Origin of the sequence: Acinetobacter sp. UBA801 (assembly GCA_002296655.1) — a bacterium.
In the GTDB taxonomy this organism is placed as follows: domain Bacteria; phylum Pseudomonadota; class Gammaproteobacteria; order Pseudomonadales; family Moraxellaceae; genus Acinetobacter.
This window is the reverse complement of sequence record DBIN01000030.1, coordinates 21,253-35,923: the sequence shown is the minus strand read 5'-3', so window position 1 is coordinate 35,923 and position 14,671 is coordinate 21,253. Positions and strand designations below refer to the sequence as shown.

Below are 14,671 nucleotides of genomic sequence, written 5' to 3'. Positions count from 1 at the left end.
CCGCTAGCTCAGTTACCGAAGCAACATCGCCCGCTCGACTTGCATGTGTTAAGCCTGCCGCCAGCGTTCAATCTGAGCCATGATCAAACTCTTCAGTTAAAATCATTTTGTCACTTTATTCGAAGTGACCAAATCTGGCTCATCAATTTTCTGACTTAAATTTCGCTCAAATAAACTTCGAGTAATTTAAACCAATCAATCAATGAAAATAATTTCGATCAATCAACCAGTAAAAATCCACACAAGTTGTTCTTCATAATCTCTTAATGATCTTATTTTCACTTCGTCAGTGAAAATATAACGCAAAACTTTCTCTGCAACTTAACCCTGTGAGCTAAGTTCGTAGGCTGTTTCGCGTCGGGATGGGTGCATTATAGGGCAATTTCCTACACGTGCAAGTGCTTTTAACTACTTGTTTTCACGAGTGTTGGATTTTTACGCACCATTTTGGTTCAAAAACACACAAAACTCATAGTAACCCTATAATTTTAAATTAAAAATATGTTTTTCATATTTTTGTAATCTAAATTCGCTTATTTTGTTGGAGCAGCCTCTTTCACTTTCACACTGAGTATTTTTACCGCTTGTTTCGGTACATTCTGGTGCATACCATAGTTTCCAGTGGGTACTTTCACAATCTTATCGACAACATCCATCCCTTTGATGACTTGTCCAAATACCGCATAGCCTGCGTTACGTGGACTTCGATTTAAGAAATTGTTATCTACCACATTAATAAAAAATTGGCTGCTAGCAGAATCAGGATGATTCATACGTGCCATCGCTAAGGTACCACGGGTATTTTTCAAACCATTACTTGATTCATTACGAATGGTCGCTTTGGTTGGCTTTTCTTGCATATTGGCATCTATACCACCGCCTTGCACCATAAAGCCCGGAATGACACGATGGAAAATCGTACCATTATAGAAGTTTGACTTAGCATAGTTTTCAAATTTCTTTGCAGAAATTGGGGCTTTGTCATTAAACAACTCGATTTCAATGTTGCCCATACTGGTTGTCATTTCTACCACGGTGTTGGCTGCCATGGTATTGAAGCTGATAAGCATTGCCGACATGGTGAACATACTTTGTTTTAACATTTGCTGACCAATCCATCAGTGTTGTATTTGCATTGCTCTATATTAATTAGATTATGTGAATAAATCAGTGGTTATTTTTTATCATGCTGGAAAACTTATGTATAAAAATAATTCAGATCAGATCCGACTGTGTCCCACACCTTGGCAACTGCAAGGTGAAGCCTATATTTTAGATTGTTGGCTCAATCCAGAATTTTTACAACAGGCATTATTTTTGGCTTAGCACCTTCTTTTTTTAGGTCGTCCTATTCAAGTCATGTAGGGACGTTACACGCTAACCCTATTGGTACTGATGATGAGCTGCTGATTTTAGATCATCCTTTATTTACGTAGCGTCGTTTATCTACCATTGCTAAAAATATTCGTTCCATCTGAGTCTTCTGTGTAACACAGACTGCAGCTTTGGGGCATTCCGAAAGAACTGCAAGCTTTGATTGGGATATCAAGATCGGCAGATGAGTTGCAAAATACAACACTCAACCTTGCAATTCGCCATTCAACTTAAAAATGCTTTCCGCAACGTAGCTTTCAGATGAATACTCGTTACATCCCTACTGCACTTTTAATAACAATTTAGCAAATATGGCAAAGGAAATCCTATCAATTTAATTCTTCTTTTCGCGGCATATTAATCCCGTTCAAACACGCGTCCTAGCAATAGAATCCAGGTTTCTTTCCTGATTTAATCAGGCACGCTTCATCAACGGTTTTTTACATACCTGAATTGGAGCTGACTTTTACCGAAGCAAAAATCGCTGCTCTAGTTTCATTGTTCCACGTGAAACAGCTTAAAACAGACAATCCAAGATTTAGCTACGTGGTCGATCCCAGAATTTTCTAAAGTTTTTGCACATTTCAATGCTGATTTTTTTAGCGCGTCGCGACACAAAGGTCATGCTAATAAAACCATGAGTTTGATCTAAATATTCTACATATTTTACCGTGACAGCATTCTGACGTAATTTATGTGCATAAATTTCAGCTTCATCATGCAACACATCATGCCCTGCTGTGACCACAAAGGTAGGTGGCAGTTTTTTCAATTTGCCATAAGTTGGTGAAATGATTGGATCATCCAAAGCGACCTGATGCTGTGCGACATAGTGTTGGGTGACAAAATCAATATCTTGTCCCGTCAATACTAAACCATCTTTATAAGCAAAAAATGAAGGATGTCGGCTCTTAAAATCTAAGGCTGGATAAATTAAAAATTGTGCGTCAGGTGCATAAGCTGAATGAGCACTACGCTGAGCAACCACCGCGGCAATATTGCCGCCTGCGCTATCGCCTGCCACCGCTATACGATTTTTTAAAATTTTCATTTCGCGACGATGTTGATACGCCCATGCCAAAGCATCTTCACAGACTTGAATAATCTGCTGTGGGCTGGCTTCAGGCGCGAGAGGATACGCTACACTCAATACTTGCGCATTGGCGTGCACTGCCATCAAACGGCAGAATTCATCATGGCTGTCTAAACCACCCACCACAAATCCACCACCATGATAAAACACGATTAAAGGCAATTTTTTATGGGGTGCAGGATGATAATAACGCGCTGCGATATTGCCACTGGCCAAGTTTAAACGGATTTCTTCAACCCTTTTGACCGCAGTTGGAGTACTCAGAATTGATTGCATTTGTCGATCAAATGCTTGTCTGGACTGCACAGGGTCAGCACCAATAAAACCTATTTTCCCTTGCTTTAATTGTGCTGCCATCATGCATTTAATAAATGGATCAAGGTCTGGATAATGATATGGATAACCCAAGGCGTGAGCCAAAGTATGATGCACTCGACTTGGTAACTTATTTAATGCACGTGCAGCAGCACCTTGTCTTTTGTGCAATTTATTTTTGAGAGAAGAATTCAAAATTTGCATGCCTATTCCTTTTTATATATCTGCATGATTTACCTAATGCTTCATAATTTCTTCATGATCAACAGTAAAGTGACCATTTTGTTATACAAGTGCTTCAATCGTTATACACATTCAAATTACCTATACGCTACCCTGCTTTTATGACGCTGTCATTGACAGTTTAGCTGACCATTATGCATGTTTCTTGCAAATTTATAGATTGGCTCAGGAGGTGGAACATGGCTAAAAAACTGATATTACTCTCATGCGCTACTGCTTTTTTAGCCGTAGGCTGTGTCGCATTTCCTGAAGATGGTTACTACGATGGTCGCTATGATCCTCGTTATGAACGTCGCCATGATTATGATGATCGACGTTATGACTATGATCGTCAGCGTTGGGAATATCAACAGCGCCAACAACGGGTAGAATTAGAACGTCGCAAGCGCGAAATTGAGCGTCGTGAATGGGAACAAAACCGACAAAAGCAATTGCAACGGCAAAAACACGAGCAAGAAAGCCAGCGTTTAGCTGAGCAACGTAAACGACTTTCGGAACAACAGCGCAAGCAGCTTGAACAAAAACGTAAACAGCAAGTTGAAGCTGAACGTAAAAAACGTGAGGAAGCACGTAAACGCTGGCAGGAAAATCGTAAAGACCGTGAACAAAGACGGGATCGTGATTAAGTCTTGCAGCTATGCTAAACAAATGAAGTAAAAAAAGGCTTATCTAGAGCTTGGATAAGCCAGAAAACACTTTTAACAATACACTAGAAACTACAGCAATATAGCATCTATGCACAAAGAATAAGCAGCGTATAAATTATTGTAAAAAAATAACTCTAAAATAATTTGTTTAGCTCTTACTTAACACGTCCTTAGCACGGCTATTCAATGAAAGCTAAAATAAAAATCCTGAGCTACAGGTCAATTCCCATATAAATCAAATGCTTTTTAGGCTTTAAATTCATTTTTTAGCACCAAAATGCCGCATCTTTTTGCTTTAAACTAGCCTTCACTTGCAACATTAAAGTGCAGCAAAATTGTTATTTTTAGTTAAAGTAAAAAGCAAATTAAAATTAATCTGCAAAGACGCTTGAATTTTATCTACCCTGCCCCGATTTCTTAACTAATTACGAACTTCTCGAACCATGGCAGTTCAGCAATAACGCAGTTTGCATTAGCACTGACGCCAAAGGACTGTACATGTTTAAAAACCCATTTAAACGGAGTAAATCAATGGCAACTGAGCAGAACGAACAAACTCAAGACCTTGAGCAAGCGCAAACGGAACAACAAACAGCGCAAGATACTGAGCAAGCAGAAGTTTCCGTTGAGTCTTTACAAGAACAACTGAGCAAACTTGAAGAAAATCTAAAATTGGAAAAAGCACGTACTGCCAATGCAGTTTACGAAGCTGAAAAAACCAAAGAGCGTTTAGAACGCGAAGCAGATACCGCTAAAAAGTTTGCTTTAGAAAAGTTTGCGAAAGAATTGTTAGATTCAGTAGACAACCTTGAACGTGCCATTGCCGCCAATGGTGATGAAAAAACGGCCTTGTCTGAAGGTGTGGAACTCACATTGAAATCACTACTGACCACTTTAGAAAAGTTTGGTGTAGTGGTGATTGATACAGCCAATGGTTTCAATGCAGACCTGCATCAAGCCGTAGGGATTGATCCAAATGCAAAAGCCAACGAAATTGGCAACGTATTACAAAAAGGCTACACCATACATGGTCGCTTACTCCGCCCTGCAATGGTGATGGTTGGCGCTTAAGCCATATAAAATTGAGAGTTGAAAAAAAATTTCATCTAAACAACTTGAAAAATTTTGATTGGCTCTCATATCGAATAACAAGTGAAAACATTACAAAAGAATTTTTGAGGAAACATCCAAATGGCTAAAATTATTGGAATTGACTTAGGTACAACTAACTCATGTGTAGCGGTACTTGAAGGCGACAAAGTTAAAGTAATTGAAAACGCAGAAGGTGCACGTACAACGCCATCTATTATTGCTTATAAAGATGGTGAAATTCTTGTAGGTCAATCTGCAAAGCGTCAGGCTGTAACTAACCCGAAAAATACATTATTCGCGATTAAGCGTTTAATCGGTCGTCGTTATGAAGACCAAGCGGTACAAAAAGATATCGGTCTTGTGCCTTACAAAATCATCAAAGCTGACAATGGTGATGCTTGGGTTGAAGTAAACGATAAAAAATTAGCTCCTCAACAAATCTCTGCTGAAATCTTGAAAAAGATGAAAAAAACTGCAGAAGATTATTTAGGTGAAACAGTAACAGAAGCAGTTATTACTGTTCCTGCTTACTTTAACGATGCACAGCGTCAAGCAACCAAAGATGCGGGTAAAATCGCTGGCTTAGACGTTAAACGTATCATTAACGAACCAACTGCTGCGGCACTTGCGTTCGGTATGGACAAAAAAGAAGGCGACCGTAAAGTTGCAGTTTACGACTTAGGTGGTGGTACTTTTGACGTATCCATCATTGAAATCGCAGACCTTGATGGCGACCAACAAATTGAAGTGTTATCAACCAATGGTGACACCTTCCTTGGTGGTGAAGACTTTGACAATGCCTTGATCGAATACTTAGTTGAAGAGTTCAAAAAAGAGCAAAACTTCAACTTGAAACAAGATCCATTGGCATTACAACGTCTGAAAGAAGCGGCTGAGAAAGCAAAAATTGAGCTTTCATCTTCAAATTCGACCGAAATCAACTTGCCATATATCACTGCAGACGCAACAGGTCCGAAACACTTGGTAATGAACGTGACTCGCGCGAAGCTTGAAGGTTTGGTTGCTGATTTAGTCGCTCGTACCATTGAGCCATGTAAAGTTGCCCTACAAGATGCGGGACTTTCGACTTCTGACATCTCTGACGTAATTTTGGTAGGTGGTCAATCACGTATGCCACTTGTACAACAAAAAGTACAAGAATTCTTTGGTAAAGAGCCACGTAAAGACGTAAACCCAGACGAAGCTGTAGCAATTGGTGCAGCAATTCAGGGTGCGGTATTGTCTGGTGACAAAACTGACGTATTGCTTTTAGACGTAACGCCATTAACGCTTGGTATTGAAACCATGGGCGGTGTGTTGACGCCAATCATTGAGAAAAACACCACGATTCCTGCGAAGAAATCTCAAGTGTTCTCAACTGCGGCAGACAACCAACCTGCGGTAGACATTTCAGTTTACCAAGGTGAGCGTAAAATGGCTCAACAAAACAAATTGTTGGGTAACTTCCAATTAGGTGACATCCCGCCTGCGCCACGCGGTGTGCCACAAATTGAAGTTTCGTTCGACATTAACGCTGACGGTATCTTGAAAGTATCTGCAAAAGACAAGAGCACAGGCAAAGAACAATCAATTCAAATTAAAGCAAACTCTGGTTTGAGTGATGCTGAAATTGAAGCGATGATTAAAGATGCTGAAGCGAATGCTGAAGAAGACCGTAAGTTTGAAGAACTTGCAAAAGCACGTAACGAAGCGGATGCTTTAGTTTCTTCTGCTCAAAAAGCAGTCAAAGATCTTGGTGAACAAGTGACTGCTGATGAGAAAACTGCGATTGAAACTGCAGTCACTGAGCTTGAAGCGACAACCAAAGAAAATGATGTAGATGCAATCAAAGCGAAAACTGAAGCATTGCAAAACATCATCATGCCAATTACGCAACGTGCGTATGAAGCTGCACAAGGTCAAGGCGGTGCACAAGGTTTTGATCCGAATGCCTTTGGCGGTGACGCAGGTCAGCAAAAAGCCGATGATGGCGTTGTAGATGCTGAATTCACCGAAGTCAAAGATGACAAAAAATAATTTGTCGCTTTAACGCACATCAGAAACCGCGCTGCAAGCAATTGCAGCGCGGTTTTTCTTTTCAGTGCTCGTTACACTCACTTTAAGATTTAAATTAAAGAGAACATACAATTGCAAACTCAACCAAATACAGCAGATAAAATAATGCGCCAACCGCAAATTGATTGAGTTACTGCCCTATTTTCAGCTACAGTTAATCCAAAAGAGGATGTCGCTAGCAATGCGTTTGTTTCTGTTGGGTGCAATCATACTATTTTCTATCTTGATGATTTATCAAAATATTCAGCATCCGCATACACGGCACAATACTGCACTGGATCGTTTGCAACACCCTTTAGACAATCGCTTACGTTATCGTATTGGAGAAGTCGATCCGCGTTTTGGCTTAAGCCATGCCGATGTACTACAACTGAGTCAGGAAGCTACCCAAATCTGGACACAAGGGACGGGACAGGATTATTTTGTATATGATCCAAATGCCAAGCTCACCATTCACTTAATTTATGATCAACGTCAAGATGAATCCAATCAACGTCAGCAACAACTTACAGCCATTCAACAACGCCAACAACACTGGAACAATCAAAACCAAAACATTCAAGCACTCAAACAAGAAATTGAAGATAAAAATCAACAACTAGATGCAAAAAAATTGCTATTTGAACAACAACTTGAACAATACAATCAACAAGTACAGCAGATTAACCAAAGTGGTGGGCTGCATCCCTCGCAACGGGAAGTTTTTGCAGCCAAAAAACAAGAAATCCAGCAACACCTGTGGAGTTTAGAACACGAAATAGCGCAATTTAATCAACACATTCACCAGCTCAACCAACAAGTCGATGCGCTCAATCAACTCAATCAAGACATTGATGTATCCATCCAGCAATTTAATGCACGTTTTCAGCCACGTTTATTTGATAAAGGTAGCTTTGATGGTCAGGCTATTCGGATTTATGAGTTTCAATCTAAAGATGATTTACGCTTAACTTTGGCGCATGAATTCGGGCATGCTTTGGGTTTAGCACACCATAATGACCCTTATGCCTTAATGTATCCAATGCTAAAAGATCAACAGTTACAGAATTTCCAACTGCGCCCTGCGGATCTCGATTTACTCCATGCACGGCATTAAGCAATTTGACAAACTGAAGTGACTAAAACACAAAACTCCCCTCACCCTGTACGATAGTTGCATATCCCTTACACGCGCAAAGGCAGCAAATTTACTCATTTCATGTTATTGTGAAGGCTCTGTATAACCCTGAACGATCTGTGGAGATTCATGTGAGTTACTACCATATCCTGATTGAAGTAAATGACCACATCAGCACGATTGAACAAAGCCGTGATATCGAAATTTTTGATATTGTTGAGCTTCAACCTTGTCTCCACTCTATTTTATTGCCGTATTTGAATGAGCAAGTAATTGAACTTGAAGATGAAAATATTGAATACAAAGATATTTTGCATCTTGAGGTTAGACAGACCTTATTACCAATTGAACACCTGATTGAAGAAGAACAGCGTTTGCTGCCAAGTGATACCGACATCACCATTTCAGCTTATGAAATTTTTAATAACAAAGAATTAAGCCAAGATGTCACAACTGTGATTTTTGATTTACTTGAAGCGGTGAAAATTGAACCTTAAACACCTGTTTTAAAACAGAAATTAAAAAGGTCTGCGTATTCGCAGACCTTTTTATGCAATCGCAACCACTTATTGCATCATTTGTTTGGCCGCTTCACTACGGAATGCTGTTAAAATTTGCTGCCCTGCCCGACCTGTTGCAGCTAAGCCGAGTCGAATCTGTTCTTGACGAATCGCTTGACGGGTTTTGTCGCCAATTAAGCCATCCACTTCACCAATGTCATAACCACGACTTAACAAAAAGCGTTGAATTTCACGACGTTCTGCACGAGATGTACCTGCGTCATCGGTTGGCCAAGCGGTGTGAAATGCAGACTGCCCCATTAAACGATCTGATAAATGCGCAATCGCTAAGGCATAACTTTCTGCTGCGTTATAGCTATAAATGGCATCGAAGTTTCTAAACACTAAGAATACAGGGCCATTCGCACCCGCAGGCGCCATCAAGCCTGCCTGACTACTATCCGATAAATTGCCCTGAATCAATGCCGAACCATCTGCACGGGTCAAGCCACGATTGACCCAACTGCTGAGAGATTTTTTATTGCGTCGCCCTTCACCACTCAAAGACATACCCGCAGGTACCTTGACTTCAAAGCCCCACGGCTGTCCTGTTTGCCAGCCGCGACGTTTTAAGAAGTTAGCGGTGGAAGCCAAAGCATCTGGAATACTAGACACCAAGTCACGGCGACCATCACCATCAAAATCGACCGCCAATTCATCATAGGTCGATGGCATAAACTGGGTATGCCCAAACGCTCCTGCCCATGAGCCTTTTAATTGTGATTCAGTGACATCGCCACGTTGTAATAAACGCATGGTGGTAAAAAACTCACCACGGAAATAACTTTGACGGCGTCCTTCACAGCTCAAGGTACCTAGCGCTTGTAATAATGGATATGATCCTGAAATCGCACCAAAGTTACTTTCTACACCCCAAACCGCCACTACGGTTTCTGCAGGTACGCCATAGGCTGCAGCAACACGATTAAGCACATCTCGGTGCTGTGCCAATTTCTGCTGCCCCGCCTGCACACGCTCATCATCCACTAAGCCTGAAAGATAATCCCAGATTGGCGTAGAAAATTCAGGTTGGTAATTTAAACGCTCAATGACGGAATAATCTGGACTGAGATTTTGAGTATAGCGATCATAACTGCTACCACTCACCCCTTTGTCAATGGCTTGGCTGCGTAAATTGGCCAAACAACTTTGAAAATGGTTTTGTGGTTGAAAATTTGCAGATGTACTGACCGCTGGTGTTACGGTGACAGATTTTCCATTGATAATCAGTTCTGCCTGAACCTGAGTAGCTGCCATTGCAGCAGTCGCAAAAATCATAGCGAAACGATGCATAATACCCTTTGATGTGTTTTGAATTTAAATCTTGGCTTTACCATAACACCTTCAGCCATAGAGATCAGATGAAAATCTGTAACTTTAAATTCATTTTTCAGTTTTAAATTCATTTCTGCTTTTTTAAATTCAAAACACTTATCCACAAGTGACATATTTTTTATTTTTAAATTCAAATTGCAGTCAAACGATAGGTTTATAAATTTAAAGTTTGAATTCAAATTAAGATGAGAAAAGTTATCCACAAAACTAGATATATATTGCATTTCCCGAAGTAATTAGACCTCTTGCGAAAGTATAGTTTTATCTAATTTTTGAATTGGCTAAAACCTTATAAATATAGCTTTTGACTGCTTAAAATTTGACTAACGCAAGAAGTCTATTGATTTGAATTTAAAAGCAGTTTTTTAAATTTAAAGACTACAACAACCAATATTTTTATTTAAATTCAAAACTATTTACCCATTTTTAAATTCATTTGCCATATTTAAATTCAAAGTTACACCATAGCTTTAAATTTAAAAACCGCCATTTGAATTTAAAGTTTTGAATTCATTACTACTGTCTTGGCCTAACAAACTTGTTTGTATTTTTATTGAGAACCACTGTTGGATACAGTTATTTTTGTTGCTTAGAACAAATCTATCTTAATCAAGCCAGAATTACAGGGTCAATTGGCTACTGATAAACGGTAGAAAGTATTGATATAGTAAGATTTAAAATTTGTTGCACTTCATTTGAGAATCTAAGAGATAAAAAAGCGCTCAATATTGAACGCTTTTTTATGATTTTTCGATTATGTATAAGCTTAGATGCGCATATCTTCACTGAGTGCCAAAGGATTTGGCAAAATTTTTGCCAATTGGCGGCATAAATCTGTCAATTCAGCAGCATCATTCGGCATTAAAGTAATATGCCCAATTTTACGACCTTCACGCTCAGTTTTATTGTACAAATGCAAATGTGCGCCATTCAATGCCAACACATCTTCAGTTTTTGGATGTTGACCAATAATATTGACCATCACCGTTGGACGTACCACTTCAGTTGAACCCAAAGGTAAACCTGCTACGGCACGAATATGATTTTCAAATTGCGAACACACGGCACCTTCAATAGACCAATGACCTGAGTTATGCACGCGAGGTGCCATTTCATTGGCATACAAACCTTGTTCGGTCACAAACAGTTCTAGCGTCAACACACCAACATAATTCAAGTGATTGAGTAGGCGAGTGATGTAGTCTTGCGCCACAGGCTGTAAGTCTGCGCTGTTTGGTGCAGGCACAATCGAGTGCGATAAAATACCGTTGTGATGATGGTTTTCTGCCAAGGGCCAAGTTTTAACTTCACCATTTTGACCACGTACCGCAATAATAGATACTTCACGTGAAAAAGTTACAAAACTTTCTGCAATCAAACTGCCTGCAGGGCCAAGTTCCACCCACGCTTGTTCAATCTGATCGGCACTGCGCAATACAAACTGACCTTTGCCATCATAGCCGCCCGTTGCGGTTTTTAATACAATTGGCAGACCAAGTTCAGCGACAGCAGCCTGTAAACTTTCTAGCGAGTTGACCGCTCTATACGGCGCAACAGGAATCGCCAATTCATCAAATAAGCCTTTTTCCAGCAAGCGGTTTTGAGCAATTGCCAAAGCCTGACGTGGTGGATGCAAGTCTTTCTGCTTAATCAATACATCAACATCTGCCAACGGTGTATTTTCAAACTCAAGGCTGAATACATCGGCACTGTGTATAAAGTCTTGTAGGCTATTTTCGCTTTTGCTAGCAAAAACCTGACCTAAGGCTGCCGCAGGACAATCTTGACTAGCTTCAAAAAAAGTACATTGAATATTTAAAGGTAAGGCCGCCTGCGCCATCATGCGACCCAATTGTCCGCCACCAAAAATACCGATGGTCTTATCCATAGTAATTGTCCCGCTTAAGCCTGACCTGGAATATTGTTGCTGGAAACTTTTTCAGTTTGTGCGGCACGGAAATTGGCAACATTTTGTGCAATCTCTGGACGGGTTAAACCTAAAATTTGGGCCGCCATAATTGCCGCATTGGTTGCTCCCGCAGGACCAATGGCCAAAGTACCTACTGCAATACCTGCAGGCATTTGTACAATCGAAAGTAATGAATCGACACCATTTAAAATTGAAGATTTCACTGGCACACCCAAAACAGGTAAATCAGTTTTGGCTGCACACATCCCTGGTAAGTGTGCGGCACCACCTGCGCCTGCAATAATCACCTGAATGCCTCGATCACGCGCTTGTTCAGCATATTCAAATAAGCGATCTGGGGTACGGTGTGCAGAAACGACTTCCGCTTCAAATGGGACACCAAGCTGCTTTAGCATATTGGCAGTGTGTTCGAGAGTTGCCCAATCCGATTGAGAACCCATGATAATTCCAACGAGAGGAGCGTCTTGTGCAGCGGCCGCGTTCATTACAAATATTCCAGAAACGAAACTAAGGAAAGAGAAATTCAGGCGAGAAAGCCAAGCTTGAATAAGAACACCACATTATAGACTGATTTTTCGACTTGTTAAAATTAAACAGGGCTACTCAAGCGACTTTTTTGATTATTTTTATCGGGTTATTTTAGAGAATTAAAAAACAGTCAAACAAAATAGGGGAACCTAAAGCTATTCAAGCGAACCAAAACTCATCTTTAAGGTGTACGAAATACAAAATACACGCAACCACATAAACATAAGGCTGCCCATAAATAATCCAGTTTAAATGGTTGCTTAAACAGAAAAATCATAAATGGTACAAACACCAATAAAGTCACAACTTCTTGGGTAATTTTCATTTGACCTACCGCCCAGCCATGCTGTGCCAACAAACGGGTGGCTGGAATCATCAAGCTATATTCAAATAGGGCAATCACCCAACTGAATAAAATGGCCTGCCACAGCGGTGCATCGTGCGGTAAAAACTTGAGATGACCATACCAAGCCAAGGTCATAAAACAGTTTGCAATCACCAAAAGTAAAAGTGCCGAAGACATTGTGCCGTACTATCTAAAAATTTCAGTTTATTTTACGGGGATTCGACCTTAAAAATACACGTAGACAAATTTTTTATCTTCTACTGAATTTTAAGCACTGCCATCGTCATACATCTGCTTAGATCTCACTTTAAAAATCATGCTGTTTAGATACAAGAATCACTATCTTTTCGCCAAAACCCTTGCTATCGTTGCTTCAAATCAAATTAATCACGACAACAGCACAACAGATAAGTGATGTGTCTATAAAAGCAGTGGAGTAAGGCGGAATGCATCTGCATATTTTGGGTATTTGTGGCACATTTATGGGCTCTTTGGCACTTTTAGCCCGTGATTTAGGACATACCGTCACAGGTTCAGACCAAAACGTATATCCACCGATGTCGACCCAACTAGAAAATGCAGGCATTACTTTAATGCAAGGCTATGACCGCAGCCATTTACAACCGCATCCTGACTTGGTGATTGTCGGCAATGCCATGAAACGCGGGATTGATGCGATTGAATACATGCTCAATGCAGGTTTGCCGTATATTTCTGGCCCACAGTTTCTGGCCGATCATGTCTTGCAAGGTAAGCATGTACTGGGCGTTGCAGGCACGCACGGTAAAACCACCACCACCACCATGCTGGCGTGGGTGTTAGATCAGGCAGGCTTAGAACCTGGCTTTTTAATTGGCGGCGTTCCGTTGGGCTTTAGCGAAAGTGCACGTTTAGGTGCTGGCAAATACTTCTGTGTAGAAGCAGATGAGTACGACTCCGCATTTTTTGATAAACGCTCTAAGTTCGTGCACTACCATCCTAAAACGGCCATTTTAAATAACCTTGAATTTGACCATGCCGATATTTTTGATGATTTGGCTGCAATTCAGAAACAATTCCATCATTTGGTGCGAACCATTCCAAGTGAAGGCCGCATTATTGCCCCAATTACAGAAAACAATATTGATGAAGTGCTGGAGATGGGTTGCTGGACGCCTGTGCTGCGTACTTCGCTCGATGCACAGCCAAATGCAGAACTGTATGCAGAACAACTTACAGCAGATGGTTCACACTTTAACGTCCTACAAAATGGTGTAGTCAAAGGCGAAGTGCGCTGGAATATGACAGGGCAGCACAGTGTTGCCAATGCTTTAGCTACCATTGCCGCAGCCGAGCATGTCGGTGTTTCAATTGAAACGGCATGTATTGCGCTATCCAATTTTGGTGGGGTCAAGCGCCGTATGGAATTACTCGGCACACCGCGCGGCATTGAAGTGTACGATGACTTTGCCCACCACCCAACTGCCATTGAAACGACTCTCGAAGGTGCACGCAAACGTTTAGGTGAACGTAAATTGTGGGCAATTATCGAACCACGTTCCAACACCATGCGCATGGGCAGTCATAAAGATGGCTTAGCCTATTCGGCTCGTTTGGCCGATGCCGTGATCTGGTATCAACCTGAAGGCTTAGACTGGGATTTACAACCCGTGGTTGCCGCGGCAGACAATCATGCTATGGTGGCCAATACTTTGGATGAGATCATTCAAACCATCGTCAGCCAAGCAGGTGAGGGCGATGCAGTCGTGATCATGTCCAATGGTGGGTTTGGTGGCTTGCACCAAAAACTGATGCAGGCATTGCAACACAGCGCTTAAACCATCAATGTCATTTAAAGGCCGTTTTTGAAAAAATACGGCCTTTTTTATATATTATAAATTTATATATTATTTTTGAAAAGCAACGATTTTGCTAATGAACTTGTCATCTTGTCCTGTTACCTTAGAAGAATAACATCCTGCGAGCATGACAATTGCAACAGGTTGGCTGCTGGATGTCTTTCATCACCATTACTA

General features: G+C 40.8%; 13 protein-coding genes and 1 rRNA gene. 7 read left to right on the top strand and 7 right to left on the bottom strand.

All coding sequences use genetic code 11. The features are described 5' to 3' along the window. Nucleotides 1-99: ribosomal RNA gene (locus B2W49_RS06610) — 16S ribosomal RNA — on the bottom strand; the annotation flags it as partial. Between the two features lie 434 nt (nucleotides 100-533). Then, nucleotides 534-1,103 carry a peptidylprolyl isomerase gene (locus B2W49_RS06605; protein WP_096901982.1) on the bottom strand — a complete coding sequence of 190 codons (570 nt, stop codon included), beginning with the start codon at nucleotides 1,101-1,103 and terminating at the stop codon, nucleotides 534-536. A 97-nt stretch (nucleotides 1,104-1,200) separates the two neighbouring features. Here B2W49_RS06605 and B2W49_RS06600 point away from each other — a divergent pair, with 97 nt between their 5' ends. Further along, nucleotides 1,201-1,326 (top strand): hypothetical protein, encoded by a 126-nt coding sequence (locus B2W49_RS06600; RefSeq protein WP_277948951.1) that lies wholly within the window; start codon nucleotides 1,201-1,203, stop codon nucleotides 1,324-1,326. A gap of 586 nt (nucleotides 1,327-1,912) precedes the next feature. On the opposite strand, the gene B2W49_RS06595 is transcribed toward B2W49_RS06600, so the two are convergent. Beyond that, nucleotides 1,913-2,986, bottom strand: a complete 1,074-nt coding sequence (locus tag B2W49_RS06595; protein WP_096901983.1) for an alpha/beta hydrolase — start codon at nucleotides 2,984-2,986, stop codon at nucleotides 1,913-1,915. Nucleotides 2,987-3,204: 218 nt separating this feature from the next. On the opposite strand from B2W49_RS06595, the gene B2W49_RS06590 reads away from it, so the two are divergent. The 5 genes from B2W49_RS06590 (at nucleotide 3,205) to B2W49_RS06570 (ending at nucleotide 8,454) form a co-directional block, all read left to right on the top strand. Then, nucleotides 3,205-3,651: a hypothetical protein gene (locus B2W49_RS06590; protein ID WP_291336505.1), complete on the top strand. Its 447-nt coding sequence runs from the start codon at nucleotides 3,205-3,207 to the stop codon at nucleotides 3,649-3,651. 519 nt (nucleotides 3,652-4,170) lie between these two features. Further along, complete coding sequence (gene grpE / locus B2W49_RS06585; RefSeq protein WP_277948952.1) at nucleotides 4,171-4,743, top strand: nucleotide exchange factor GrpE; 573 nt, start codon at nucleotides 4,171-4,173, stop codon at nucleotides 4,741-4,743. A gap of 120 nt (nucleotides 4,744-4,863) precedes the next feature. Further along, a complete protein-coding gene (gene dnaK, locus B2W49_RS06580; RefSeq protein WP_096901986.1) occupies nucleotides 4,864-6,801 on the top strand; it encodes a molecular chaperone DnaK in 1,938 nt (645 codons plus the stop codon). A gap of 220 nt (nucleotides 6,802-7,021) precedes the next feature. Further along, nucleotides 7,022-7,936, top strand: coding sequence for a matrixin family metalloprotease (locus tag B2W49_RS06575; protein WP_291336500.1), 915 nt, complete (start codon nucleotides 7,022-7,024; stop codon nucleotides 7,934-7,936). A gap of 140 nt (nucleotides 7,937-8,076) precedes the next feature. Beyond that, nucleotides 8,077-8,454, top strand: a complete 378-nt coding sequence (locus B2W49_RS06570; RefSeq protein ID WP_178319451.1) for a hypothetical protein — start codon at nucleotides 8,077-8,079, stop codon at nucleotides 8,452-8,454. Nucleotides 8,455-8,523: 69 nt separating this feature from the next. On the opposite strand, the gene B2W49_RS06565 is transcribed toward B2W49_RS06570, so the two are convergent. The 4 genes from B2W49_RS06565 to B2W49_RS06550 all read right to left on the bottom strand — a co-directional run bounded on the left by B2W49_RS06565 (nucleotide 8,524) and on the right by B2W49_RS06550 (nucleotide 12,833). Beyond that, nucleotides 8,524-9,810: a lytic murein transglycosylase gene (locus tag B2W49_RS06565; RefSeq protein WP_291336497.1), complete on the bottom strand. Its 1,287-nt coding sequence runs from the start codon at nucleotides 9,808-9,810 to the stop codon at nucleotides 8,524-8,526. Nucleotides 9,811-10,618: 808 nt separating this feature from the next. Continuing rightward, nucleotides 10,619-11,740 carry a 5-(carboxyamino)imidazole ribonucleotide synthase gene (locus tag B2W49_RS06560; RefSeq protein WP_291336496.1) on the bottom strand — a complete coding sequence of 374 codons (1,122 nt, stop codon included), beginning with the start codon at nucleotides 11,738-11,740 and terminating at the stop codon, nucleotides 10,619-10,621. Between the two features lie 14 nt (nucleotides 11,741-11,754). Beyond that, nucleotides 11,755-12,267: a 5-(carboxyamino)imidazole ribonucleotide mutase gene (purE, locus tag B2W49_RS06555; protein WP_019836195.1), complete on the bottom strand. Its 513-nt coding sequence runs from the start codon at nucleotides 12,265-12,267 to the stop codon at nucleotides 11,755-11,757. 224 nt (nucleotides 12,268-12,491) lie between these two features. After that, entirely contained in the window at nucleotides 12,492-12,833 is a 342-nt protein-coding gene (locus tag B2W49_RS06550) for a DMT family protein (RefSeq protein WP_096902002.1), read from the bottom strand. A 269-nt stretch (nucleotides 12,834-13,102) separates the two neighbouring features. Between B2W49_RS06550 and mpl the strand changes: the two genes are divergently transcribed. Next, nucleotides 13,103-14,473 carry a UDP-N-acetylmuramate:L-alanyl-gamma-D-glutamyl-meso-diaminopimelate ligase gene (mpl, locus tag B2W49_RS06545; RefSeq protein WP_291336492.1) on the top strand — a complete coding sequence of 457 codons (1,371 nt, stop codon included), beginning with the start codon at nucleotides 13,103-13,105 and terminating at the stop codon, nucleotides 14,471-14,473. Nucleotides 14,474-14,671 lie beyond the last annotated feature (198 nt).